Annotated in this window: 21 protein-coding genes; 11 read left to right on the top strand and 10 right to left on the bottom strand. The window is 62.6% G+C overall.

All coding sequences use genetic code 11. The features are described from left to right. Positions 1–127: 127 nt before the first annotated feature. The 4 genes from ACFWEM_RS10110 to ACFWEM_RS10095 form a co-directional block, all read right to left on the bottom strand. The gene (locus ACFWEM_RS10110; RefSeq protein ID WP_378445893.1) at positions 128–919 is read right to left on the bottom strand and encodes an ABC transporter permease; all 792 of its coding nucleotides are present in this window, start codon (positions 917–919) and stop codon (positions 128–130) included. Next, complete coding sequence (locus tag ACFWEM_RS10105; RefSeq protein WP_378533246.1) at positions 919–1,908, bottom strand: ABC transporter ATP-binding protein; 990 nt, start codon at positions 1,906–1,908, stop codon at positions 919–921. Before ACFWEM_RS10105 ends, ACFWEM_RS10110 begins: the two co-directional genes overlap by 1 nt. An 81-nt stretch (positions 1,909–1,989) precedes the next feature. Next, positions 1,990–3,048 (bottom strand): serine/threonine protein phosphatase, encoded by a 1,059-nt coding sequence (locus ACFWEM_RS10100; RefSeq protein ID WP_378533244.1) that lies wholly within the window; start codon positions 3,046–3,048, stop codon positions 1,990–1,992. Next, the gene (locus ACFWEM_RS10095) at positions 3,045–3,548 is read right to left on the bottom strand and encodes a nuclear transport factor 2 family protein (RefSeq protein ID WP_378533242.1); all 504 of its coding nucleotides are present in this window, start codon (positions 3,546–3,548) and stop codon (positions 3,045–3,047) included. Before ACFWEM_RS10095 ends, ACFWEM_RS10100 begins: the two co-directional genes overlap by 4 nt. Before the next feature lie 158 nt (positions 3,549–3,706). On the opposite strand from ACFWEM_RS10095, the gene ACFWEM_RS10090 reads away from it, so the two are divergent. From ACFWEM_RS10090 to ACFWEM_RS10080, 3 genes are read left to right on the top strand one after another with little or no spacing between them, the layout of a single operon-like run. Beyond that, positions 3,707–4,327, top strand: a complete 621-nt coding sequence (locus ACFWEM_RS10090; protein ID WP_378533240.1) for a TetR/AcrR family transcriptional regulator — start codon at positions 3,707–3,709, stop codon at positions 4,325–4,327. Further along, a complete protein-coding gene (kstD, locus tag ACFWEM_RS10085) occupies positions 4,327–6,090 on the top strand; it encodes a 3-oxosteroid 1-dehydrogenase (protein WP_378533238.1) in 1,764 nt (587 codons plus the stop codon). The genes ACFWEM_RS10090 and kstD overlap by 1 nt, the downstream gene beginning before the upstream one ends. 15 nt (positions 6,091–6,105) lie before the next feature. Further along, entirely contained in the window at positions 6,106–7,788 is a 1,683-nt protein-coding gene (locus tag ACFWEM_RS10080) for an ABC-F family ATP-binding cassette domain-containing protein (RefSeq protein ID WP_378533236.1), read from the top strand. 17 nt (positions 7,789–7,805) lie between these two features. Here the strand turns inward: ACFWEM_RS10080 and ACFWEM_RS10075 are convergent, their stop codons facing one another. Then, complete coding sequence (locus tag ACFWEM_RS10075; RefSeq protein WP_378533234.1) at positions 7,806–8,453, bottom strand: hypothetical protein; 648 nt, start codon at positions 8,451–8,453, stop codon at positions 7,806–7,808. A 439-nt stretch (positions 8,454–8,892) separates the two neighbouring features. On the opposite strand from ACFWEM_RS10075, the gene ACFWEM_RS10070 reads away from it, so the two are divergent. Continuing rightward, complete coding sequence (locus ACFWEM_RS10070; protein WP_378533232.1) at positions 8,893–9,447, top strand: transglycosylase family protein; 555 nt, start codon at positions 8,893–8,895, stop codon at positions 9,445–9,447. Positions 9,448–9,459: 12 nt separating this feature from the next. On the opposite strand, the gene ACFWEM_RS10065 is transcribed toward ACFWEM_RS10070, so the two are convergent. Beyond that, the gene (locus ACFWEM_RS10065) at positions 9,460–10,188 is read right to left on the bottom strand and encodes a TetR/AcrR family transcriptional regulator (RefSeq protein WP_378533230.1); all 729 of its coding nucleotides are present in this window, start codon (positions 10,186–10,188) and stop codon (positions 9,460–9,462) included. A gap of 197 nt (positions 10,189–10,385) precedes the next feature. On the opposite strand from ACFWEM_RS10065, the gene ACFWEM_RS10060 reads away from it, so the two are divergent. The 4 genes from ACFWEM_RS10060 to ACFWEM_RS10045 are packed head-to-tail and all read left to right on the top strand — an operon-like array spanning position 10,386 to position 15,410. Beyond that, positions 10,386–11,945 (top strand): amino acid permease, encoded by a 1,560-nt coding sequence (locus ACFWEM_RS10060; protein ID WP_378533228.1) that lies wholly within the window; start codon positions 10,386–10,388, stop codon positions 11,943–11,945. Positions 11,946–11,947: 2 nt separating this feature from the next. Next, positions 11,948–12,781, top strand: coding sequence for an urea amidolyase associated protein UAAP1 (locus ACFWEM_RS10055; RefSeq protein ID WP_378533226.1), 834 nt, complete (start codon positions 11,948–11,950; stop codon positions 12,779–12,781). Next, complete coding sequence (locus ACFWEM_RS10050) at positions 12,778–13,431, top strand: urea amidolyase associated protein UAAP2 (RefSeq protein ID WP_347872683.1); 654 nt, start codon at positions 12,778–12,780, stop codon at positions 13,429–13,431. Before ACFWEM_RS10055 ends, ACFWEM_RS10050 begins: the two co-directional genes overlap by 4 nt. Next, complete coding sequence (locus ACFWEM_RS10045; RefSeq protein ID WP_378533224.1) at positions 13,428–15,410, top strand: 5-oxoprolinase/urea amidolyase family protein; 1,983 nt, start codon at positions 13,428–13,430, stop codon at positions 15,408–15,410. Before ACFWEM_RS10050 ends, ACFWEM_RS10045 begins: the two co-directional genes overlap by 4 nt. Before the next feature lie 116 nt (positions 15,411–15,526). Here the strand turns inward: ACFWEM_RS10045 and ACFWEM_RS10040 are convergent, their stop codons facing one another. The 4 genes from ACFWEM_RS10040 to ACFWEM_RS10025 are packed head-to-tail and all read right to left on the bottom strand — an operon-like array spanning position 15,527 to position 19,094. Continuing rightward, entirely contained in the window at positions 15,527–16,309 is a 783-nt protein-coding gene (locus tag ACFWEM_RS10040; protein ID WP_378533222.1) for a Fic/DOC family protein, read from the bottom strand. After that, positions 16,306–17,739: a putative nucleotidyltransferase substrate binding domain-containing protein gene (locus ACFWEM_RS10035; RefSeq protein ID WP_378533220.1), complete on the bottom strand. Its 1,434-nt coding sequence runs from the start codon at positions 17,737–17,739 to the stop codon at positions 16,306–16,308. The genes ACFWEM_RS10040 and ACFWEM_RS10035 overlap by 4 nt, the downstream gene beginning before the upstream one ends. Positions 17,740–17,789: 50 nt before the next feature. Then, positions 17,790–18,674 (bottom strand): DUF5995 family protein, encoded by an 885-nt coding sequence (locus ACFWEM_RS10030; protein ID WP_378534521.1) that lies wholly within the window; start codon positions 18,672–18,674, stop codon positions 17,790–17,792. A gap of 54 nt (positions 18,675–18,728) precedes the next feature. Next, positions 18,729–19,094: a RidA family protein gene (locus tag ACFWEM_RS10025; RefSeq protein WP_019748335.1), complete on the bottom strand. Its 366-nt coding sequence runs from the start codon at positions 19,092–19,094 to the stop codon at positions 18,729–18,731. Between the two features lie 98 nt (positions 19,095–19,192). Between ACFWEM_RS10025 and ACFWEM_RS10020 the strand changes: the two genes are divergently transcribed. The 3 genes from ACFWEM_RS10020 to ACFWEM_RS10010 all read left to right on the top strand — a co-directional run bounded on the left by ACFWEM_RS10020 (position 19,193) and on the right by ACFWEM_RS10010 (position 24,267). Beyond that, positions 19,193–20,230: an Rv2578c family radical SAM protein gene (locus ACFWEM_RS10020; protein WP_378533218.1), complete on the top strand. Its 1,038-nt coding sequence runs from the start codon at positions 19,193–19,195 to the stop codon at positions 20,228–20,230. Between the two features lie 72 nt (positions 20,231–20,302). Beyond that, positions 20,303–21,727: a 3' terminal RNA ribose 2'-O-methyltransferase Hen1 gene (locus ACFWEM_RS10015; RefSeq protein WP_378534519.1), complete on the top strand. Its 1,425-nt coding sequence runs from the start codon at positions 20,303–20,305 to the stop codon at positions 21,725–21,727. Further along, positions 21,724–24,267 carry a polynucleotide kinase-phosphatase gene (locus tag ACFWEM_RS10010; RefSeq protein WP_378533216.1) on the top strand — a complete coding sequence of 848 codons (2,544 nt, stop codon included), beginning with the start codon at positions 21,724–21,726 and terminating at the stop codon, positions 24,265–24,267. The genes ACFWEM_RS10015 and ACFWEM_RS10010 overlap by 4 nt, the downstream gene beginning before the upstream one ends. Positions 24,268–24,269: the final 2 nt, after the last annotated feature.

Here is a 24,269-nt window from a genome sequence, read left to right as displayed (position 1 = left end):
CCTGTTCCTTGGCGTGATCGACAAGCGCTGTGGGTTCTGTCAACGCGAAACTGGCCGCACCGGAAGGGCTCCGGTGCGGCCAGTTTCGGTCTTGGTCAGTTCGTGACTCGGTCAGTTCGTGACTCGGTCAGGCGTCGCGCTTGTTGACGACGGCGATGCTGATTCCGAATATCACCAGCACAAATGCTGCGAAGTAGAACAGGCTTCCCCAAGGGCCCCAATGGAAATTGGTGCTCGAACCCGAAGAGAGGAAGTGGTCGGCATTGGCGAACGGGAGGAACGGTGTGACGTTTCTGCCGAAGGATCCGAACATGCCGAACAGGCTCTCGATGAGCAGCGGCCACAGCAGCAGTAGTGCAATGGCGCCGGCGGACTGACGAAGGAGTGCTCCGACGGCAATAGCAAGGGCGACGCAGAGGAACGCGAAGATCGGTACGCCGTAAACGGCGCGCCAGGCATCGGCGTTGTCGAGTGCCAGATTGGTGGAACCTTCAGATCCTGCAGCAGCTTTGGTGATGAATACCGCGCCGAGCATGAGAACGAAGGACAGTACCGCGCCGAAAGCCCCGATCAGGCCGGCTTTGGCGATCAGAACCGAAGCCCGACTCGGGATAGCCTGGAAGGTAGTACGGATGATGCCGAAGCGGTACTCGCTGGTGATCGCGAGCGCCGCCATGATCATCAGGACCATGACGCCGAATCCGGATACTCCTAGTCCCGCGTCGTTGAACGTGGGGAGGAATTTCTCGAAATCAGGAGTTCCTGATGCAGCTTCATCGTTGTACGCCTGAATGCTCGAACTCGACGAACGCCCGATCATCCAGGCGACGCCCAACCCTAGGATGATGATTGTGATCGTGCACCACAGCGGCGACTTGGTCGTGGTGATCTTGATACGTTCAGCACTGAGAACAGCCATTACAGTGCACCTCCCATAGCGTGCTGTGTGTTTGCGTGGTGTGCATTTGCTTGGTGTGCACCGGCGCCCGGATCGATACCGGATGCGTGGTACTGGACATCGTCTCCGGTCAACTTCATGAACGCATCCTCGAGCGATCCCTGCACAGACGCCAACTCGTACAACACGATTCCCTGCGAACCAGCCAGACCGCCGATCACATCGGTGGTCGAATCCACCACCACCAACACCGGCTCCGGGCCTGAATGGTCCTCGCGGACAGTCAGTCCCTGAGCAGTCAATGCGGCATGGAGAGCGTCCAATTGTGGGCTGCGCACGCGCACCGTCGACTCCGACGAACGATCCACGAACTCCGCCACAGTCGAATCCGAAATCAACCGACCCCGACCGATCACCACCAACTGCTCCGCCGTCAACGCCATCTCCGACAGGAGGTGACTCGACACCAGCACCGTGCGGCCCTCGGCCGCCAACCGCTGCATGAACTTACGAATCCAGACAATGCCCTCCGGATCGAGACCGTTGACCGGCTCGTCGAACAACAACACCTTCGGATCACCCAACAACGCACCCGCCAAACCCAGACGCTGCGACATACCGAGCGAGAACCCGCCGGCCTTCTTGCCCGCCACCTCGGACAATCCGACCAACCCGAGCACCTCGTCGACGCGGGACTTCGGGATCCCGTTCGAGGCGGCCATCCACTGCAGATGCGCCCGCGCACTGCGATTGGGGTGCACCCACTTCGCATCCAGCAACGCGCCCACCGTCCGCAACGGTGTCTTGAGCTCGCGGTACGGCTTGCCGTCGATCAACGCCGCACCCGACGTCGGCTGATCCAAACCCAGGATCATCCGCATCGTCGTCGACTTGCCCGCACCGTTCGGGCCCAGAAAGCCCGTCACGATGCCCGGCTTGACCGTGAACGACAAGTCGTCCACCGCTTTCGTCGGTCCGTAAACCTTGGTCAATCCCCTCAGTTCAATCATGTGCAGAACTGTGCCCTACCGGCACTGACCAGCGCATCGGTCCGGAGGATGACATGAACCCTGAGATGTGGAGACGGCAGTTCAGGGAAAACCCTGTCCTCGACCGGAAGTCGGAACTGCCGCTATATGAGGGTAGTGCGCGTCGAAGTCGCCGTCGAACAATCGCCAGTAGAAGTCGTTCATCCTCGCAGCGGCGGGCGCGTGCCGTGTCAAGATCGCGGCCACCTCTGGCGCCACATCACCTGGGATATGACCTGTAGCGCACCGGCGTACGTACTGGTTGCGGGCGACTGGTCCGCCGCTTGTCGGCCTCGGTATCCCGCAGACCTCGGTCACCAACCAGTTGACCAGAAGCATGGCGGCGTAGTCGGCGTCGTGAGTGGCGTGGCGCCGGACGAAGTCGTGCTCGGCAGTCGACAGGTCGAAGTGTGGGGATGTGGCCAGTCCGAAGTCGGTGAGATAGATCCGCTCCATGTCGGTGCGCATGTTGCCGAAATGTCCGTCCATGTAGAGCAACTGTCGATCGCGCAAGAACGCCACGATCTCCGAGAACTGTCGCTCGACTTCGGCAGCCTTGCCGGTCGGGTTGTCTTGCAGCCAATCCGATATCGGGTGTGCGATGTACTCGCAGAACAGAACGAGGCTGCATGGTGCAGCGGCGAGCGCCTCGAGGCGTGTCCGCACTGCCGGGCTGCCGCCCTGAGAGGCAAGCACCGCGTCGATGTCCGCGTGTTCGGATGCAACAGGTGAGCGGCCGGGCAGCACCCGCCAGTGGTAAAGCATCGGGAATGACTGTGTTTCGCCGGCCAGAACGGCATCGGTGACGACGACGTTCGCGGCCAACTCTCGCCAAGCGTTGAAGCTTGGGCCTCCAATGCCGTACTGGCAGAACATGGGTAGGTCGAAGAGGTTGGACGTGGAGCCCACGTCGGCGAGTTCGCGTTCGCTCAGTGGAATTCGTTTGGTGAATACCGGAACGCCGTTGAGCCTGTTTTCGCCGACACTGACGAGTCCTGCGGCGCCGCCCACTCCGACACTCGTGACTCGAGCGGTGTCTACCAGTTGGGCCAGTTCGGCATCGTTCTGGGAAGCGAGGAATGCCGATAGTTTTCGGTACCGGTCAGCCCTGACATCTGTCATTCCACGACTGTGCCACAGGTTCGTGCGGCTTCGATTTCGCGAAGCCGCTTGTCGAAGTCTCCGATTCTGGCGGTGTCCTCGTAATAGTCTTCCTGCTCGATGATCTTCCCCCACTTGGTTCGAACGAGAAGCACTGTCCGATTTTGGTAGATGACGGAGCCGTCGGGGCCGAGCGCGCGGTCATTGAAACGCGCGAGCAGAGTCATGCGCCAAAGTGGACCACCGAAATACGCTTCGGTGACTTCGCCTTGAAGCCCGGCGGCGACGAATTCCTGGAGAAACTTCGCGATTTGGTCCCTTCCGGCGTGCACGCCGGCCCACCGATGATCGCCGTCGGCGAATCTCAGTACTGCGTCACGGTGATATGAGCCCAGCAGCGGACGGTAGTTTCCGGAGTTGAGCGCCCGGACGTCGCGCCTGAACTTGAAAAGCAAAGCTTTACGCAGCAGCGATCGCAAGACGATCGCCGTTCCGAGGCCGGCCGCGAACCATCGCTTCATCTTCGAAGCTTGTCGTGGCATCGAACGCCCTGTCAACGATGTGCCGGGGTCTGCTGATATCTGACAGAAAATTGGATATTGACAGTGACTGTCACAATAGGTGAGACTCGCATTATCGAGAATGGCCGGATCTCGGCCGAGGCGGGAGGACGTTGCTGATGTCACTACGGGAGAGACAGCGGTTGCAGGTGCGAGCAGACATTCAACGTGCGGCATTCGAACTGTTCGCACGTGACGGTTTCGAAGACGTGACCACTGACCAGATTGCGTCGGCGGCGGGGGTATCGGCGAGCACGTACTTTCGGCACGTTCGTAACAAGGAGGATCTGCTGTTGGATCCGGTCAGGCAAGGCGGTGCCGGAATCGTGACGCTACTCGAGGAGCGCCCGGCATCCGAGTCGGCTGATCTTGCGATCTCACGGGCAATCCTCGAGCGTTCCAATGCTTTCGAGTCCTCGGAGATCGATCAGTGGCGATCGGCGTTCCGTACCGCGCCGCACCTGATGGATCGAGTCGCGTTGATCGCGCCCGAACATCGTGATCGGCTGGTCGAGTTGGTGGCACAGCGAATGAAACTCGATCCGGAAAACGACAGCCGCCCAGGACTTCTCGTTCATCTGATGTTGGCTGCGGCGGAGTTCGGTTATCGGCAATGGATACGTCACCCCCACAAGCGCGGGGCATCGCTTCCCGTATGCGTCGAGGGGGCGCTCGACGCCGTTCGGGAATCCCGGTGGCACACGCAGGACGAAGATGACACGAAAGGTCGTGATCAGTGATGGACGAGGACACTCAGGGCGCCGTGCCGCCCGTAGTAAATGTGCCCGAAGTGGATGTCGTTGTTGTCGGATCGGGGGCTGCCGGCATGTCCGCAGCCATCACCGCAGCCCGCAACGGACTCTCGACGATCCTCGTGGAGAAGTCCGAATACTGGGGCGGTTCGTCGTCCCGGTCCGGGGGCGGCGTGTGGATTCCGGGAAATTCGATACTTCGCCGCGAGGCGCCGGCAGACGATATCGACTCTGCGCGAACATATCTGAAGAGCATTGTCGGCGAGGACGCGGACACCGATCGCATTGATACCTATATCGATCGAGGCCCCGAAGCCCTCGATTTCCTGATCCGGCATTCCGCTCTGGACCTCGAATGGGTGAAGGGTTACTCCGACTACTTTCCCGAGGCGCCCGGCGGACTTGCAAGCGGGCGATCGTGCGAACCGCGCCCGTTCGACGCCCGAGCACTGGGCGACGATCTCGCGACACTTCATCCGCCGTACATGAAGGTGCCGCTCAACATGGTTGTCCAACAATCTGATTACCGGTGGCTGAGCACGGGGATCCGGCATTGGCGGGGTCCGGTGCGGATGCTTCGGGTAGGAATGAGATCCCTGGCCGCAAGAGCTCGGAAGAAGAAGCTGATCGGGCTCGGGCCGGCGCTCATGGCCGAACTGATGCTCGGAGTTCGGGACGCCGGAGTTCCGGTGAAACTCGGAACGAAACTTGTGGATTTGGTTACCGACAGCGGACGTGTGGTGGGCGTGCGACTCGAGTCCGGGGGAGTACAGACAACGCTGCGCGCCCGATGCGGCGTCATCCTCGCGTGCGGCGGTTTCGACAACAACGACGACATGCGCAGCGAGTATCAGCGTCGACCGAGTAGTGCACAGTGGACTCTCGGAGCGCCGACCAATACCGGGGACGGTATCCGAGCAGCTCTGGGCGTCGGCGCAGCAATTTCGTACATGGACGACGCGTGGTGGGCGCCGTCGATTCCACTGCCCAAGGGCCCGTGGTTCGCCTTGGCGGAACGCTCGTTGCCGCGCAGTCTGATGGTCAACGCCGGCGGGAATCGGTTCATGAACGAGTCGCTTCCCTACGTCGAAGCGGCGCATGCAATGTTCGGCGGGAAACATGGCCGAGGTGAAGGCCCTGCCGAGAACATCCCGGCCTGGCTGATTTTCGATCAGACTTACCGTGACCGTTACCTGTTCGCGGGAGTTCCGGCGCGTGGGTCGATACCTCGGTCGTGGATCGCATCGGACGCGATTGTGCGAGCCGGATCGATTGCCGAACTTGCTGTCGAGATCGGAGTACCAGGCGATGCGTTGTCGGCGACGATCACGCGATTCAACAGTTATGCGCGCGACGGAGTCGATCGTGACTTCGGCCGGGGGACAAGCAAATACGACCACTATTACGGTGACTGCACCAACAAGCCCAATCCCAGCCTCGGAGAACTCACCAAGGGGCCGTTCTACGCCGCGAAGATGGTTCCCGGCGATCTGGGAACCAAGGGCGGTATCAACACGGACGCTCGCGCGCGGGCGCTGCGCGCGGACGGTTCAGTCATCGACGGGCTCTACGCCGCCGGAAACACCAGTTCGCCGGTGATGGGTCATACCTATGCGGGGCCAGGCGCAACTATCGGTCCCGCAATGGTTTTCGGCTATCTGGCGGCGCTCGACGCGGCCGCACGATCCCATGACGGTCGTGAGCACGAGACCGAAGGCAGAAATAATGGTTTGGCAGATCGCCGTGGGTAGGGTTCTCTTGACAGCGTGACCCACCTCAACATCGCCGACGTCGACTACTTCCTCCCTGATGGTCGACAACTGCTCAGCGGCGTCAGCTTCCGGGTCGGCAACGGTGCCAAGACTGCACTGATCGGTCCGAACGGAACCGGCAAGACGACACTGCTTCGGATCATTGCCGGAGACGCAGTCGCTGACGAGGGCGCAGTCACCAGATCCGGAACACTGGGTGTGATGCGGCAATTCGTCGGTCAGGTTCGTGACGAGTCCACCGTGCGTGATCTCCTGTTGTCCGTCTCTCCGGCGCCGATCCGCGACGCGGCACTGGCGCTCGACACCGCGGAGAACGCGATGATCGAGCGAGACGAAGAGTCAACTCAGATGAAATACTCACACGCGCTGGCCGATTGGGCCGACGTCGGCGGGTACGAGACCGAAGACTTCTGGGACAAGGTCACTACCTCGGCTCTTGGAGTTCCCTACGACCGTGCGAAGTGGCGAGCGGCCAACTCGCTCAGTGGCGGCGAGCAGAAGCGGTTGGTTCTCGAAGCGTTGTTTGCCGGGCCCGACGACGCACTTCTTCTGGACGAGCCGGACAACTACCTCGATGTTCCGGGGAAGAGGTGGCTGGAAAAAACGATCTCGGAATCGCCGAAAGTGGTCCTGTTCGTCAGCCACGATCGCGAACTGATCGCCAATGCGGCCACCCACATCGTGACACTCGAACCCGGAATCAGCGGCGCGACATCGTGGACCCACGGCGCTGGGCTGGCCAGCTACCACCAGGCACGCGAGGATCGCAACGCGCGCTTCGAAGAACTGCGCCGGCGCTGGGACGAAGAACACGCGAAACTGCGTGCCCTGGTTCTGCGACTGCGTGAAAAGGCCAAGTTCAACGACGGCATCGCTGCTCGCTATCACGCCTCGCAAACCAGGTTGGCGAAGTTCGAGGAGGCAGGGCCACCCGAAGCGATTCCACTTCAGCAGAAGGTGACGGTTCGGCTGGCTGGCGGGCGAACCGCCAAGCGCGCGTTGGTATGTCAAGATCTCGAGCTGACCGGATTGATGAAGCCTTTCGACACCGAGATCTGGTACGGAGACCGCGTTGCCGTGCTGGGCTCCAACGGGTCCGGGAAGTCGCATTTCCTCCGTCTCTTGGCGGGCGGTGGGACCGACCCTGGGACCGAGCATCTTCCCGCCGAGGCGCTCGACATCGCGCCGGTTGAGCATGGCGGAACCGCGACGCTGGGTGCTCGGGTACGTCCCGGATTGTTTGCACAGACACATTCCAGGCCCGATCTGACCGGAAACACGCTGCTCGAGATCCTGCACATGGGCGACGAACACCGCAACGGAATGGGGCGTGAAGCGGCGAGCCGGGCGCTTGATCGTTATGGATTGTCCCAAGCAGCGGAGCAGAAGTACGACGACCTGTCCGGCGGTCAGCAGGCACGACTGCAGATTCTGCTCCTCGAGCTTTCCGGCGCCACGATGCTGTTGCTCGATGAGCCGACCGACAACCTCGACCTTCATTCGGCGGATGCGCTCGAGCAGGGGATCGCCCAGTTTGCCGGAACCGTCATCTCGGTCACCCACGATCGTTGGTTCGCACGCGGGTTCGACAGGTTCCTGGTCTTCGGATCGGATGGGAACGTGTACGAGAGTGAGTCGCCGGTCTGGGACGAGGCCAGGGTCGAACGAGCGCGCTGAGATCGAGCAGCCGCTCCCTACCTGGGGAGAGGCGGCAATTCGCCGATCACCGTGCGAAGAAGGCTCAGATCGCTGCGGTGCGGTCGGGTCGGGGGACACTGCGAAAGATCGAGCTGCGCCGGGAAGTGCCACACAACGCGCCCTGGATCTACGCGTTCGACCGCCGAGTACCACTCGGTGAGCGGCTCGGCGAGCGCCGCGTGAAGCTCGAAGTGGCGTCGGCGGCGGCTGGGGTCTCCTTCGCGCTGCAGTAGAAGTTGCTCCGATGCGGGTATCGAGATGACGGTCAGATCCGCGAAACCGAGTTTCAGCTGCGCAAAAGCGCTTTCGACCGCCAGGAGTTCGTGCTCGAATCGCTCCCGAGGCGCCGCGCCCACCGCGGCGAGACACCAGCTGTAGTGCAGTTTCAGCGGGTCGCTGTCGCAGAGCGCGGTACCGGTTCTCGATTCGAGATCTTCCGCTTGCGACCATCGCTTCGAATTGACCGTTGTCCAATAACTTGCCTGAACGTCGAGATCCGTGCCGTCCGGCTCGAACCCCGTGGGCTGATACTCGGCGACGAATTCTTCCGCTGCGGATTCGCCTCCGAGTTGGGTTCGGCACCAGGTGGTCTTGCCGGCGGCGCTGGGTCCTTCCACTGCGATGATCACCAGTTCATTCTCCATAATGATTGGGGCGGTTGGTTTTTCCCGTTGCCAGGACTCTCTTAACATCCCCAGGGGCCTCGTTGGTGGTCCGACACGGCCGATTCCGGTGCTGTGGGTCACAAGATTACCGTGACGGTTGCCACATAACGGACGGATAACGATCGGTATGGTTGAAGCTCGAATCAACTAGCTGACCTGTGGCTATTGCCCGATTCTTCGCAGATTCTGGTACGGCAGTGCTGGAAAACTGCCCCGTGACCAATCCGTGACCATCGCCTACGGTCGTTGACAGCCCGAAACTACCGGGCAAACACCGACCCGCAACTGCGTGCTTCTGCCCCGCGGGTCCGGTACTCCCGAAACCTTCGCGGGGCAGGAGTGAAACAGGCGAGTCGATCGACGAGACGTGAAAGCGTCCGGGCCGATCTCGTCCGTGGTGGCGGAGAGGATTTACCCAATGACCAGCATTACCTTCAAGCGCGCCCTCGGCGCAGTTGCAACCGCAGGCGCAGTCGTCGCGATCCCGCTCGCCATGAGCACCGGCACCGCGTCGGCAGCCGGCCACGACTGGTCCGGAGTCGCCAACTGCGAGTCCTCCGGCAACTGGGCCGCCAACACCGGCAACGGCTTCTACGGCGGACTTCAGTTCACACAGAGCACCTGGAACGCATTCGGCGGATCCGGCAACGCTGCCAACGCCAGCCAGTCCGAGCAGATCCGTGTTGCCGAGAACGTTCTCGCAGGCCAGGGCGTCGGCGCATGGCCCGTCTGCGGTCAGTACCTGACCACCGGCACCACCGCGGGCAACTACGAGGCCGCAGCAGCTCCCATCACCGCTGAGGCTTCCGTCGAGTCGGCTCCGGCGGCAAGCACCGGAAGCGGCAACTACGTGGTCAAGGCAGGCGACACCCTGTCGAAGATCGCTGCTGCACACGGCATCTCGCTCGAGAACCTCGCCAGCCAGGTCCCGAACATCAACCTCATCTTCCCGGGACAGTCCCTCTCGGTCTAGTCTCGCGGCCGTTTAGGTCCTCATTGCGTCGAAATTGTCCGGAGCTGATTCAGCCCCGGACAATTTCGGCGTTTCTGCGTTCGAGATGAGTTCCGCCGCCGCCGTATGGAGAGGAGCAAGATCCTGGCGCCACCCCAGAATGTGCAATGCCGACCCGGCGATGACGGCGGCGTCGGGGATCGGCGTTCCTTCGAGCGCGTCGGCTCGCGCGCTGATCACGCTTTCGACCAGGCGAAACGGAAGCTCGGCCAGAGTCGATACCGGGTCGCCAATCGCGGCGAGCACTGCCTGGGCGAGTGTCCGGTATTGCTCGCGAAGCCGATCGCGATCGGCTCGGAAAGACATGAACCGGTCGCTTCTCAGTTCCGGCAAGAGGTAGAGGACGCCGAGGTTCCACCGTCCGGTGATCAGTTGCGCCGCGTCGATGTACGAAAGCGCGTACAGCTTCACCTCGGGTGAGGCGTCGAGCGGCCTGAGATTCTCTGCGAAGTCGAGCGCCGGAGTCACCGTGTCGGCGAGTAGCGCAACCAGGATGTCGTCTTTGGTGGCGAAATGGTTGTACAGAGACGCCTGACGCATCCCGACTGCTTCGGCGATGTGGCGCGTCGACGTCGCCGCGAAGCCTCGGGTGGTGAACAGTTCCGCGGCAGCATCCAAGATCTCCGCGCGGGCGGTCCCACCCGGGCGTCGGCGAGCGGTCAGGCGGGGTCGTCCGGGGCCGGCGTTGGTCACGCCTTCCATAGTGGCAGGCTGAGGCCTTACATGCGGGGTGGACGTCCCTGTGAGCATTTGGTCACGTGCTCGAAACGTACTCAACGAGCCTGTTACAGAATCGGGCGAATCGTATACGCGGGCGTCACCTGCGGCGAGTGGATTTCGCGAAAACTATCAATCGACAGTTATTCGCCTCTGAATCGCTTCGCCGAAGGAGTACGCCGTTGAGTGCAACCACCCCGGCTGCGCAGCCCACAACCGCATCCGCGCTCGCATCTTCACCTCACGACGACGGCGACCTCGCGGAGTTCGGCTACGAGCAGCAGCTGCATCGATCGCTGGGAAAGTTCGCGTCGTTTGCCGCGGGCTTCTCCTTCGTCTCCATTCTGACCACGATCTTCCAATTGTTCGGTCTCGGTTTCGGTTTCGCGGGGCCGGCCTTCTTCTGGACCTGGCCGGTCGTCTTCATCGGACAGTTCATGGTCGCGCTCAACTTCGCGGAACTTGCTGCCAGATATCCGATTTCGGGTGCCATCTACCAGTGGTCGCGGCGAATGGGCGGTGAGATCGTCGGCTGGTTCGCCGGGTGGTTCATGATTCTCGCGCAGATCGTCACCGCATCGGCTGCCGCCATCGCCTTGCAAGTTGTGCTCCCCAATGTGTGGAGTGGGTTCCAGATCATCGGCGAGGACAGCGCGCTCACCTCCTCGAGTGGTGCTGCCAATGCGGTGCTACTCGGTTCGGTACTTCTGGTTCTCACCACCTTCATCAACTGCATCGGCGTCAACTGGATGTCGCGTATCAACAACATCGGTGTGACCTGCGAAATCGTCGGTGTCATCGCTGTGGTCGGGATGTTCTTCACCCACGCTCAGCGCGGACCGGACGTCGTCTTCGACACCGGCAGTGCCGGCGGTCAGCCCGGATACGCCTGGGCGTGGATCATGTCCGGACTGATGGCCGCTTACGTCATGGTCGGCTTCGGTTCGGCAGGGGAACTGGCCGAGGAGACCCGCAATCCTCGACGGGTTGCACCCCGCACGATCCGTCTTGCACTCTCTGCGTCCGCACTCGGTGGCGGCTTGATGATCCTCGGTGCATTGATGGCGGCGCCTTCGCTCACCGACGGTCGCCTGGCCACGGAAGGTTTGCCGTACGTACTGACGTCCATCCTGAGTTCGCCGTGGGGCACCGTTCTGCTGATCGACGTCTCGATCGCAGTGTTCGTATGCACCTTGGCAATTCAGACCGCAGCATCGCGGCTCATGTTCTCCATGGCCCGCGACGGGCGTCTGCCGGCCTCGCCGATCCTGGCAAAGGTGAACCCCCGCACTGGAACACCTATCGCACCGTCCATCCTCATCGGCCTGATCTGCATCGCCGTTCTGGCCGTCAACGTGGGCAACTCGGCAATTTTCGCGACCCTGTCCAGCGTGTGCATCATCTTGATCTACTTGGCCTACCTCATGGTAACTGTGCCGCTGTTGATTCAGCGGCTCAAGGGATGGCCGCGCACCGCTGCCGGCCCCAAGTTCGATGCCGAAGGTGAAAAGCTGTTCTCCCTCGGTATCTGGGGAGTGCCGGTCAATATCGCGGCGGTGGCGTACGGCGCATTGATGGTGATCAACCTGTCCTGGCCGAGGGCCGAGATCTTCAATCCCACCGGCGATTATCCCATCCTGCAGTGGGCTGCCCCTATCACGATTGCGCTGGTCGTCGGCCTTGGAGTCGCCTGCTTCCCGCGCGGCCGCGCCACCCCGAATCCCGTCACGATCGGAGCCTGACCATGACTACCCAGACCACCGCCGGAGCCCGCGAGCATGCCCGGTCCCAAGCCGGAACGATCACCGATTCCATGCCCGTCTTGCCGGCGACGCGTTGGCCGAACCCACCCGAGGACGTCGCCTCGGAGCGTCTGACCTGGGCTGAAACGGTGCCAGGTGGGCGATACACGACGAAGGTTCTCGCCCGTGGAACGCGATTGCGACTTCGCGACGTCGTTGGCAGCGCCTGCGCCAATGTCTTGCTCTACCGCGCCGACGCTCCCTGGGAGCGGCTCAACGTCGCCGATACCGTCAAGGTGCCGTGGCAGGCGTATCTCGGCGTCGGGCACCCATTGCTCTCCGATCAGGGGCGAGTACTCGCGACCGTCGTCGCAGACACCTCGGGTCACCACGACGCGTTCTGTGGAACGACATCGCGCGCCACCAACGAGGCGAAATACGGTCAGGGTTCGTTGCACAGTGGCTCACCCGCCGGACGCGAGCTTTTCACCGTGGCTGCCGCGAAGAACGGACTCGGGCCGCAGGACATAGCGCCTCCGTTGTCGTTCTTCCACGGTGTGCGCGTCGAAGCCGACGGCGCTCTCACCAGCACCGGATCCGCCGGAGCAGGTGCAACGGTTGACCTTCTGATCCACCTGCCCGTCATCGTGATGATCGCCAACACTGCGCACCCACTCGACCCGGCGTCGGAGTTTCCCACCACGTCCCTCGAAGTGCTCGCGTGGAATGCGGCCGACGAACTCGACAGCCTTGTCGATCGCGGGCCGGAATATCAACGCGCAGTGCTCAATACCGAAGACGCCTGGACGGCTTCGAACCTGGAGGAGATCGCATGACCACCACCTTGGATGTCCCCGCCCTCGTTCCCGGAACGGTGATCCTCGACGAGATCGCTGACGCGTTCGGGCCGTGGTCAGCGCTCGTTCGTGCCGGTGACGTCCTGACCATCGTCGATCTGCACGGAAATCAAGCCGTCGACACACTCGTCTACGCCGGTGACGATCACAGCGTTCGGTATTCGGCAGCAGCGACTGTCGCCGCCCAGCGGAATCTGTTCCTGACCACTGGCTCCGTGCTCCGCAGTGACGACGGAACTCCGCTCATGACACTTGTTGCGGACGAGGTCGGAAACCACGACACGGTCGGCGGCGCGTGCTCTCAGGAATCGAACACGTTGCGATACGGCCACCACACCAAGCATCAGCACGCGTGCGTCGAGAACTTCCTCGTAGAGGGCGCCAAATGGGGGCTCGGTAAACGGGACCTGGTGTCCAACATCAACTTCTTCATGAACGTCCCGGTCGACCCCGACGGCACGCTCGGCATCGTCGACGGACTGTCGGCGCCGGGAAAGCGGCTCGCGTTGCGTGCCGAACGCGACGCGCTTGTCCTCGTGTCCAACTGCCCGCAGATCAACAACCCGTGCAACGGCTTCGATCCGACGGCCGTCCGCATGATCGTCACACGGCCGGGAGCGGACGAATGAACGCAAAGCTGACCATCGTGCGTCCCGGAATGCTGACGACGGTTCAGGACTATCCCGGACGGGTCGGATATTGGCAGATCGGAGTCCCACCATCGGGCCCGATGGACGACCTGTCGTTTCGGTTGGGAAACACCGCACTCGGAAATTCTGAAGGCGCTCCGGGAATCGAATGTGCAATGGCTGGACCTGCGATGACCTTTGACGAAGACACCACGGTGTGCGTCACAGGCGCCCCGGTGTCGGTGACCGTCGACGGCGTCGCACACGGTCAGTGGCGACCGGTTTTCGTCCCCGCTGGAGCGGTGCTCGACGTCGGAACGGTCAGGGGTCCGGGACTGCGCATCTACGTACTCGTACAGGGCGGAATCGAGACCGACGACTATCTCGGCAGCGCCTCGACCTTCACCCTGGGCAGGTTCGGTGGACACGAAGGCCGGACCCTGCGTGCAGGAGACGTTCTCAAACTCGGACAGGCGACCGGCGCAGCGGGAGCTGTTCCCGCCGAGCATGTTCCGGCGATACACACGTGCTGGGAACTCGCGGTGACCGAGGGCCCGCACGGGGCGCCGGAGTTCTTCACCCGCTCCGACATCGACACTCTGTACGCGACCGAGTACGAGGTCCACTTCAACTCCGACCGCACCGGAGTCCGGTTGGTCGGGCCGAAACCCGACTGGGCCCGAACCACCGGAGGCGAAGCGGGCCTTCACCCGTCGAACATCCACGACAACGCGTACTCGATCGGCGCACTCGACTTCACCGGCGACACACCCATCCTCCTCGGACCCGACGGACCGAGCCTCGGCGGCTTCGTCTGCCCGATCACGGTCGTTTCCGCCGATCGATGGAAGCTCGGACAGTTGGCTCCCGGCAACAAGATTCGCTTCGTACCGGTTCGTGCCGAACGGGCGGCCTCGCGCCGTGACCTGGGAGTATCGCGTCGAGCCTCCAGTTCGGTTGTGCATTCCACCGGCGGTGACGGCGACGACGGCGTCATCGCCCGCCGCGACGGCGACACCCCGGTGACGTATCGCCGCTCGGGTGACGACAACGTGTTGGTCGAGTACGGCGACATGAATCTCGACCTGGCTCTGCGTGCGCGTGCACACGCGCTGCATCAGCGACTCGAACTCGAGAAACCGGCCGGACTACTCGATCTCACACCGGGAATCCGCAGCCTGCAGGTCCGCGTCGACCCGGATGTCCTGCCCGTCCACACACTGATGGGAATGCTCGCCGAGGCAGAGGACACCTTGCCGGCGGCCAACGAACTTGTTGTGCCCAGTCGCACTGTGCGGATGCCACTTTCGTGGGACGACCCGGCAACGCGCGAAGCGATCCAGCGGTACATGCACGGCGTTCGCGCCGACGCGCCGTGGTGCCCGTGGAACATCGAGTTCATCCGCCGGATGAACGGTCTCGAATCCGTGAACGACGTGTTCGACACGGTCTTCGGCGCCGAGTACATGGTGCTCGGCCTCGGCGACGTCTACCTCGGAGCGCCGGTCGCGACACCGCTCGATCCGCGCCATCGCCTGGTCACGACCAAGTACAACCCTGCCCGCACCTGGACCCCGGAAAACGCCGTCGGGATCGGTGGGGCTTACCTCTGCATCTACGGCATGGAAGGCCCAGGTGGGTACCAGTTCGTCGGACGTACGACGCAGGTGTGGAATCACCGCCACCCCGCGAAGTCGGGTCCGTTCGAGGAGGGCACTCCCTGGCTACTGCGATTCTTCGACCGGATCTCCTGGTATCCCGTCGAGCCGGAAGAGTTGATGGATCTGCGTGCGGACACCGCCGCCGGCCGCGGCGGGGGAGTCGAGATCGAGGACGGAAGTTTCTCCCTGGCCGAGCATCAGGAGTTCCTCGCGTCGAATTCGCGCTCCATCGAGGAGTTCCGCGCGATGCAGTCCGTCGCGTTCGGGGCCGAGCGTCAGCGCTGGTCGGATGCGGGGGAGTTCTCGCTACCCGGTTGATTGCCGACTGATCACCGTTTTCTCCGAGTGAGCACCGCTTCCAGAGTGACGGAGGCGGTGCTCACTCAGTAGTAAAGGTGTTCAGTCCCCACGCGAACTAGCGGCAGGTGATCGCATCAGCGAGACAGCGCGCGATTGAACAGATCGATGAACGGGCGCGGCGACGGCGTTCCGGTGGGCCGGAAAGGCGCAGAATCCCTCGACGCCGATACCCACTCGGTTCTGCTCACCCGCGACAAGTCGAGCTGATACCGGGTGTCGGCGGCGAGTCGATGCAGGAAGAGGGTTCCGGTTCGGCCGTTTCCTTCCCGAAACGGGTGGGCATGATTGAGCGTCGAGTACACCGACGCGAGCGCGAACGACGTAGCGCCGCGATCGAGCGTGGCCCAGTCGACGGCGGCGATGATCTCTTCCACCTCGGACAGGTAGTTCCGGATCGCGGAAACCGGAGCAAAGGTGGCCGCGCCCTTCTTGATGTCGACGGTTCTGATGTGGCCGGCCCACTGGTACAGGTCTTGGAAAACATGCTGGTGAAGGAGGAGAAGTTCGACAGTGTCGCCTGTGTGCGGTACCAGTTCGTCTCCGAGATGTGCCTCGCCCAGACGCAGTGCGGTCGCCGCAAATTCCAGCGACTGCAGTGCCGCGTGATCTCGTACGTCGAAGTTGTTCTTGAGTACCGCTGTACCGCGATAGACGTACGGCGCTGATCGTCGCCAGCGGATCCGCGGGGGAATCGTTGACGAGAGGCCGACGGCCCGCGCCAGCTCCTGCTCGAAATACTCACGCCGAGAAAGCATCCCGATCAGGACGGCTTCGAGTTCCGCGATCTGCTCATCGTTCGGATCCCAGCCTTCGAGTCGCTCCGCGGCCAGAACCTGTTCGAGCGCACTGCGATTCACGGGTCGATGTCGGGTAGCGCCGACGCGGACGCGGCATACTCGAGGCGTCGCTGCACACCTGCGACCTCGCGCACCGCGTTGCTCAGCAAGCTGCGTGAGAGTGGTGTGAGTTCGGAAATCACGACCTCGTCGGTTGGCGGCCTACCCGCGGAGAACTGATCGGTCTGGTGGCGGACGCGAATCTGCTGCAAGACTTCGAAAGACTCGATCAGCACCTGGGCGTCGTCGTCGAGTAGAAAACCGCTCCCCGCTGCAGCCTTGAGTCGTTCGAGTGTCGAACTCGTGCGGGCGCCCACGGAAATCCCCGCCCATCGAGCGATGTTCACGATCGGTTGGACTGCGCTGGCTTTGAGGTCGACGGTTCCGGTCCGACGCGTCATCACGTCCTTGAACGAATGAAGTTTTGCCTTGTCGCCGACCGCTTCGCGAAGTAGTACACGCATCACGGCCGGATGCAGTCGCAGTTGATCCAACGCTGCAGGGCGAGGATCCAGCGCCGGGTCGCCCGCGACGACGCGGGCATCCGCCAGCATCGACAACATGACCAGCGCTTGGTCCTGGTACGGATTGGAGACCCATTTTCGCAGCGCAGTGCGCCATTGTGGCAGCGTTCGCGCAAACCTGGCCTGGGTGGCGACGGCGTTCTTGGTGTCTCGCGGGAACCCGCAGAGATCGAGGATGTCGTGGATGCGCTTCGCGGCGTCGGCACCTTCGTGATGGGATTCGCCGCCCCACACCAGTGCGCTGTCGATATCCGAAGACGGGAGCGCTTCACGCCGCGCGACGCTGCCGAGCGAAAGCCACGCGAAATCCGGTCGTTCGTCGCCGCCGACAACCAACTCTATGGCTCGCCTGACTGTGACGTCGATCAGCACGGCGAGCGTGGCGCCGATGTCGAGCGGTGAGACCCGCGACGCCACCAACTCCGTCACCAGAACCGGTACGGCACGGGCCGTTTCGACGAGGTGCGCGTCGTCCTGCGCCGTGGCGAGTGCTGCTCGCAGTTCGAAACCTTGATTGGTGGCCGAAGTCAGGAGGTCACTGAGTTCGAGCACACCCATCAACGTGCCTGCCTCGGTCACGACCGGGAGGTGGCGCAATCCGTACTCGAGCATGTCGGTCACGGCGTCGGCGCCCAGTCGATCAGGGTCGACAGTCACCGCAGACGGCGTCATCACCGTCGAAACCGGCTGACTACTGTCGACGCCACCGACTACCACGCGAGCCCGCAAGTCACCTTCGGTGAAGATTCCGAAACCGGTTGTGGCCGTAGGGATCACAACAGCACGGCGGCCCGCGTCGGTCATCAACTTCGCGGCCTCACGGATGGTGGCCTGTTCGCTGCAGACAATTGCGGGTCCGCGCAACAGGTCTCGTACCCGGCGCATGGCGGGACTCTGCATGCCTTGCCCCGCCGAGTGCCCCGTCATGGGGTCATTGTCTCAGGTGTGTCCGTTTCAGGTCGGCAGAGGGTGAGAAGTCACAGACCGCCGAGCCGTGCGAGTACGTCGAGAGCCGAATCCGTGGTGCGCCAGAGTGCGTCGATCTCCTGCTCGGCGCCAGGACGGGTCTGCGGATTCTGGAGGGCGAACCCGTTGGCCAGTGTGATGGTGTTGTATCCGCTGTCGGCTGCGCGGAGCAGCAGTTCCGAGGGCTGCGAGTTTCCGGCCAACCGGTTGAGTCCTTCGCCGACGAAGTAGAACCGCCAGAGCGGCCCGAGGTCAGCGTCGTACTCGGCCTTGGTGAGGGTCACGATCGAACCACCCTTGACGGCAATGGAATCGACGATCTTGTAGAAATCGGGAACATCCTCCGCAGTGGTTCCGGATGTAGCGACGGCATGAGCGAGGTCGACGGTGAGATGCGCGTTGTATCCGGCCATGGCGACCCGCGCGGGACTGGCGTCGCACTGACGCGTCAGAGTGAAATAGTTGCTCCACGCCGGATCGATGGGGGTACCCGTGAATTCCGCGTGGACGTTCACCAGGTACCTGCGTAGCAATTCATAGCTGACCGAATGGGCCCAGTCGTCATTGTCGAAAGCTGCGGGATCTCGCTGCAGGGGCATTACCGCCTCGTGCTCGACAGCGTCGAGGCCGATGGAGAACAGGCCTCGCCAATCGTGGTGTGAGACGAGGATCGACGTGATCTGCCGATGACGTTCGACAGCCGTCTCGAGGCGAGGTAGCCCGCTGCCGTTCAGCGTCGTGACGTCGCTGAGTTCGGCAATCCGATCCACCTCGGCATTGCTCAGCGGGCTGCCGCAAGCCGTCGAAAAACTCTCGCCCGGTTCTGCAAGTGCAGAGCCGGGCGAGAGGAAAGTGACAGTGATGCCGAGCGCGAGCGTCAACGGATACAGCCGCATCGGTTTCATCGGCTCAGACTAGGCGCCCACTGTCACAAACGTCCGGATTGACGATCAGCTGAGGACCGCGTCGGCCTCGATCTCGATGAGAAGAGCGGGGTCGATCAGCGAGCTGACCTCGAGGATGGTCGTGGCGGGACGAATCTCGCCGAACACTTCACCGTGGGCGAGAGCGGCCTGCTCCCACTGCGTCATGTCGCGAAGGTACATGCGAGTGCGGATGACGTCGTCGAGCGAAGCGCCGGCCTCGGCAAGTGCTGCCTTGATCGTTTCGAGCGCCGCGCGTGTCTGATCGGTGAGGGTCTCACCAGGAGCGGTGGTGCCAGAGACTGCAATCTGGTTGCCGATGCGCACGGCGCGGGAGTAACCGATCTTGGGTTCCCATTCGGAACCGGACGAAATATTGATTCTGTTCGACATGCACCGAATTCTGCCAACAACTTCCCGGCCGTGGTGAGGCACGGTCGGGTATTTGCTCCATCTTGACATACCTTAGAACAAGTGTTCGACTTGGGGCCATGAGGTGGTCGGGTCAGGCATTGGATGCAGATGACGGAGCGCTACCCGGACTCGAACGGGCCGGGTTGGTTCGCTCCGTGCAGACTCCGGAGTTCGAGGGAATCACGTTTCACGAGGTGCTCTGCAAGAGCGCACTCAACAAGATGCCCGAAGAGTCGACGTTGCCATTCAGCTTCACCGTCAACGCTTTTCGTGGTTGCTCACACGCATGCCGATATTGTTTCGCGAGACCGAGCCACGAGTATCTCGACCTCGACGCCGGCGCGGATTTCGATTCCCAGGTGGTCGTGAAGACGAACATCGCCGCGGTGCTCCGCAAGGAGTTGGCGCGAAAGTCCTGGAAACGGGAGGCGGTGGCACTGGGCACCAACACCGATCCCTATCAGCGAGCCGAGGGGCGATACCGCTTGATGCCCGGCATCATTCGCGCGCTGACCGAATCGGGAACTCCCTTCTCGATCCTGACGAAGGGAACTCTGCTTCGGCGGGATCTGCCACTGCTGAAGATGGCGTCGGAGCAGGTCGACGTCGGAATCGGAGTGTCGTTGGCGATCAACGACGCCGTACTTCAGAAGCAGATCGAACCTGGCACACCGTCGCCGCGGGCGCGCCTCGAGATGATCCGCGCCATCACCGACGCGGGATTCGCGTGCAATGTGATGGTGGCGCCGGTCATTCCGTTCCTCACCGATTCCACCAGTCACCTCGACGGTCTGTTCGAAGCACTGTCAGAGGCGGGTGCGACAAGTGTGACGGTCTTCCCGATGCACCTGCGCGGCAGTACTCGGGGCTGGTTCATGAACTGGCTTGCTCAGGAACACCCGGCACTCGTCCGCCGCTACCGTGAGCTGTACGGGCGGGGCGCGTATGTCACTCCCGAATACAAGCGTTGGCTCGCAAGCCGCGTCGAGCCACTGGTCGAGCGTCATGGGTTGGGTGGTCGATCGGAGCATCGAGACGTCAATGCATCTGGCAAGCAATCGCGCGAAGCGCCGCGTGAACTGGTAGGTGCGGGAGCAGCTCTTACCTTGTTCTGATTGCTGCGCGGTTCTGACTGCTGCGCGGTTCTGACTGCTGCGGGGCGCGTAAATCGGAGGCGCTCCGGACGTCTGCCGGGCTACATTCGCCTGGTGCTACTGACACTGACGACCACCCCGACCTCGCAGTCTCCTGATGCGACTGCGTTGAGCTACCTGCTGCACAAACATCCCGACCGAGTGCAAGCTTTCGACTTGGCGATCGGCACCGCCACGGTTCTGTACCCGGAAGCCTCGGCCGAAAAGACAACTGTGGCAGTGATTGTGGACGTCGACCCCATCGAACTTGTGCAGAGCAGGTATCGACGCGGCAAGAGTGGCGACAACTTTTCGCTGGGGGAGTACGTCAACGACCGACCGTACGCGGCGTCGTCGATCCTCTCGGTTGCTTTGTCGAAGCTGTTCCGTACCGCGTTGACAGGAACGTGCAAGTCGCACCCGGAACTCGTCGAGGCAGAACTCGCGTTGACGGTCTCGATTCCGGTGGTTCCGTGCGGCGGCGATGCCGAATTGCCGCGTCGTCTGTTCGGGCCGCTGGGGTGGGACGTGACAGCCACTCCGGTGCAACTTGATCCGCACCTGCCGAATTGGGGAGACTCCGACTTCGTGTCGCTGACACTGACCGGGGAACACGCCGTGCAGAGCGCCCTTCGGCACCTCTATGTGCTGTTGCCGGTACTCGACGACGTGAAGCACTACTGGGTGGGATCGGACGAGGCGGACAAGTTGATCCGCGTCGCCGGGGAGTGGTTGGCTTCGCATCCGGATTCCGCGCTGATCATGTCCCGCTACCTGGCGCGTCGACGTGACCTGGTCGAATCGGTAGTCGACCGATTGATTCCCGAACAAGCGGAGGTGCAGATCGAACTGCCGCGCCCGGATCCGCCGCTGGCACGGCTTCGTGTCGAAGCAGTTCTGGCGACGCTACAGCGACTGCATGCTCGAACAATCGTCGACATCGGTTGTGGCGAAGGGAAACTGATCGAGGCGCTGATGCCCCACGCGCAATTCGACAAACTTGTCGGCGTCGATGTGAGCGCGCGTGAACTGACGCGTGCGCAGCGGAGATTGAAGTTCACCGAAATGTCCGACGTCCAACGTGAACGTGTGTCTTTGATGCAGTCGTCCGCGACTTACCGTGACGCACGGTTGAAAGGCTTTGACGCAGCCGTGCTGATGGAGGTGGTCGAGCATGTCGACACGGCGCGCCTGCCGGCTTTGGTCAGATCGGTCTTCGTGGACGCAGCGCCGCAATATGTGCTGCTGACCACCCCGAATGCCGACTACAACGTGCTGTATCCGGCGTTGGCAGAGGGAGAGTTCAGGCATCCGGATCACCGGTTCGAGTTCTCCCGAACCCAATTCGAAGACTGGGCAACCGAAACAGCCCGAGCCCATGGCTATTCCGTGGAGTTCGAATTTGTCGGAACAATCGATCCGGCCCACGGCGGGCCGACGCAATTGGCGATCTTCACGAAGGAGGCACGAACGTCATGACGGTGTACGAAATTCCAGACCTCGCTCTTGTAGTACTCATCGGCGTCAGTGGCTCGGGGAAGTCGACCTTTGCCGCGCGTCACTTCGGTGAGTACGAAACTCTTTCGAGTGACACCTTCAGAGGATGGGTCAGTGACGATCCGAATTCGCAGGAATCGACGTCCGACGCTTTCGAAGTGCTGGAGTTCGTCGCAGCCAAGCGTCTGCGACGCGGACGTCTGACGGTGATCGACGCGACCAACGTCCAGCCCGCCGCGCGCAAGCGACTCGTTTCGTTGGCTCGCGATCACGACGTACTACCGGTTGCAGTTGTGCTCGACGTCCCGGAATCGGTCTGTGCTGCACGCAACGACGCTCGCGCTGATCGGACGTTCGGGCGCGATGTCGTTCGCCGCCAGCACCAGCAGTTGACTCGTTCGCTTCGCGGGTTGGGCAAGGAAGGTTTCCGTTCGGTTCACATCCTCAGAGGTGAGGACGCGGTTTCCGAAGCCGAGTTCTCGCGTCACCCGCTCCGCAGCGATCTGCGTGTCGAGCGTGGCCCGTTCGATGTCATCGGCGACATCCACGGATGTCGCAGTGAACTCGAGACGCTGCTCGCGAAACTCGGCTACACCGTCGACTACGGGGCCGATGGCGGCGCTGTCGATGCCGTGCCGCCGGAAGGGCGCACTGCCGTCTTCCTCGGAGACTACGTCGATCGGGGACCGGATTCGGTCGGTGTGCTGCGTCTGGTCATGGGAATGGTCGCGGCGGGACATGCGATAGCGGTTCCGGGTAACCACGAGAACAAACTCGTCAAAGCGCTGCGGGGCAAGAAGGTCACGGCGAGTCACGGTCTGGCCGATACGCTCGAGCAGCTCGCCACCGAGACGGCGGAGTTCCGCGACAGCGTCGTCGACTTCTGTGACGGGCTGGTGGCGCACCTCGTCCTGGACGACGGCAAACTCGTCGTCGCGCACGCCGGTCTCAAGGAGGACTACCACAACAGGGCATCCGGCCGAGTGCGGAGCTTTGCGCTCTACGGTGAAACAACCGGTGAGACGGACGAATTCGGCTTGCCGGTTCGATACCCGTGGGCGCAGGACTACCGAGGATCTGCGATGGTCCTCTACGGCCACACTCCGGTCCACGAGGTGGAATGGATCAACAACACCGCATGCCTCGACACCGGCTGTGTGTTCGGTGGATCTCTGACCGCACTTCGATACCCGGAGCGCGAGATCGTGTCGGTTCCGGCAGAGCAGGTTTGGTACGAACCGATCGTGCCGCTGGCTCCGCCGACTCGCGATCCAGACGTGCTCGATCTTGCCGACGTCCTCGAAACGACCGGCGTCGACACTGAACTCCGCGGTCGGGTGTCCGTGCGCACCGACAACGCCGCCGGGGCCTTGGAAGTGATGAGCCGCTTCGCGGTCGCGCCGCAATGGCTGCGGTACCTACCGCCGACCATGGCGCCGTGCGCGAGCGCCCAGTCAGACGACTATCTGGAACACCCGTCGACCGCGTTCGACGCATACCGGGCTGCCGGAATCGGAACAGTCATCTGCGAAGAGAAGCACATGGGTTCGCGGGCAGTGGCGCTCGTGTGCCGTGATCGATCGGTTGCTCAGTCCCGATTCGACGCACCGGATGCGCTCACCGGCATGGTGCACACCCGCACCGGCCGCCAGTTCTTCGACGACGAGCTGACTCAGAAGTTGGTCGACGACATCGCCGCCGCAGTCACATCCGCTGGGTTGTGGGAAGAGTTGGGCACCGACTGGCTGCTCCTCGACTGCGAACTGTTGCCATGGAACGTCAAAGCAGAAGGTCTGCTGCGCTCGCAGTACGCGTCGGTCGCGGCGGCGGGGCGAACTGATCTCGCCGCCCGCGAGGCAGTGTTGGCGCAGGCCGGTTCGCGGGGTCTGGACGTGGCGGAAATGTTCGAGCAGACATCGGTTCGAGCCGGGAGTATCGAGCGCTTCGGTGAGGCGTACCGGCGGTACGTGTGGCCGACGAACGGGCTGGACGGAGTCACCATCGCTCCGTTTCAGGTGCTGGCGACCGAGGGCCGGTCGTACGGGGAACGGGATCACGAATGGCACCTCGCAATTGCGGACCGCCTGGCCGAGGCAAAGCCGAATCGATTTACCACCACACGTCGACTGGTGGTCGATCTCGGTTCCGAAGACTCGGTGTCCGAAGCGAAAAAGTGGTGGGAGTCGCTCACCGGTGAGGGCGGTGAGGGGATGGTCGTCAAACCGCTGGCGAATCAGATTCACGGACCTCGCGGGTACAACGCGAAGGTTCAGCCGGGGATCAAGGTTCGCAGTCGTGAGTACCTGCGTTTGATCTACGGCGCCGACTACCTCGAACCGTCGACGCTTGCTCGGCTCCGCAATCGCAACCTCGGGCACAAGCAGTCGATGGCGCTACGCGAGTACGCGCTCGGCATGGAGGCGGTGACTCGGCTGGTCGACCGCGAACCGTTGTGGCGCGCACACCAGGCGGTTTTCGCGGTGTTGGCTCTCGAATCGGAGCCGGTCGACCCGCGATTGTGACG

The sequence above is a fragment of the Rhodococcus sp. NPDC060176 genome, from assembly GCF_042728675.1.
Lineage (GTDB): Bacteria > Actinomycetota > Actinomycetes > Mycobacteriales > Mycobacteriaceae > Rhodococcus_F.
Note: the sequence above shows the minus strand (reverse complement) of the source record. Positions and strands in the feature narration are given on the sequence as shown.

Bases quoted from the DNA above. Each gene is read 5' to 3' on its own strand.
- ACFWEM_RS10110 (WP_378445893.1), bottom strand. From the start codon at position 919: ATGGCTGTTCTCAGTGCTGAACGTATCAAGATCACCACGACCAAGTCG.
- ACFWEM_RS10105 (WP_378533246.1), bottom strand. From the start codon at position 1,908: ATGATTGAACTGAGGGGATTGACCAAGGTTTACGGACCGACGAAAGCG.
- ACFWEM_RS10100 (WP_378533244.1), bottom strand. From the start codon at position 3,048: ATGACAGATGTCAGGGCTGACCGGTACCGAAAACTATCGGCATTCCTC.
- ACFWEM_RS10095 (WP_378533242.1), bottom strand. From the start codon at position 3,548: ATGAAGCGATGGTTCGCGGCCGGCCTCGGAACGGCGATCGTCTTGCGA.
- ACFWEM_RS10090 (WP_378533240.1), top strand. From the start codon at position 3,707: ATGTCACTACGGGAGAGACAGCGGTTGCAGGTGCGAGCAGACATTCAA.
- kstD (WP_378533238.1), top strand. From the start codon at position 4,327: ATGGACGAGGACACTCAGGGCGCCGTGCCGCCCGTAGTAAATGTGCCC.
- ACFWEM_RS10075 (WP_378533234.1), bottom strand. From the start codon at position 8,453: ATGGAGAATGAACTGGTGATCATCGCAGTGGAAGGACCCAGCGCCGCC.
- ACFWEM_RS10070 (WP_378533232.1), top strand. From the start codon at position 8,893: ATGACCAGCATTACCTTCAAGCGCGCCCTCGGCGCAGTTGCAACCGCA.
- ACFWEM_RS10065 (WP_378533230.1), bottom strand. From the start codon at position 10,188: ATGGAAGGCGTGACCAACGCCGGCCCCGGACGACCCCGCCTGACCGCT.
- ACFWEM_RS10055 (WP_378533226.1), top strand. From the start codon at position 11,948: ATGACTACCCAGACCACCGCCGGAGCCCGCGAGCATGCCCGGTCCCAA.
- ACFWEM_RS10050 (WP_347872683.1), top strand. From the start codon at position 12,778: ATGACCACCACCTTGGATGTCCCCGCCCTCGTTCCCGGAACGGTGATC.
- ACFWEM_RS10045 (WP_378533224.1), top strand. From the start codon at position 13,428: ATGAACGCAAAGCTGACCATCGTGCGTCCCGGAATGCTGACGACGGTT.
- ACFWEM_RS10035 (WP_378533220.1), bottom strand. From the start codon at position 17,739: ATGACGGGGCACTCGGCGGGGCAAGGCATGCAGAGTCCCGCCATGCGC.
- ACFWEM_RS10030 (WP_378534521.1), bottom strand. From the start codon at position 18,674: ATGCGGCTGTATCCGTTGACGCTCGCGCTCGGCATCACTGTCACTTTC.
- ACFWEM_RS10025 (WP_019748335.1), bottom strand. From the start codon at position 19,094: ATGTCGAACAGAATCAATATTTCGTCCGGTTCCGAATGGGAACCCAAG.
- ACFWEM_RS10020 (WP_378533218.1), top strand. From the start codon at position 19,193: ATGAGGTGGTCGGGTCAGGCATTGGATGCAGATGACGGAGCGCTACCC.
- ACFWEM_RS10010 (WP_378533216.1), top strand. From the start codon at position 21,724: ATGACGGTGTACGAAATTCCAGACCTCGCTCTTGTAGTACTCATCGGC.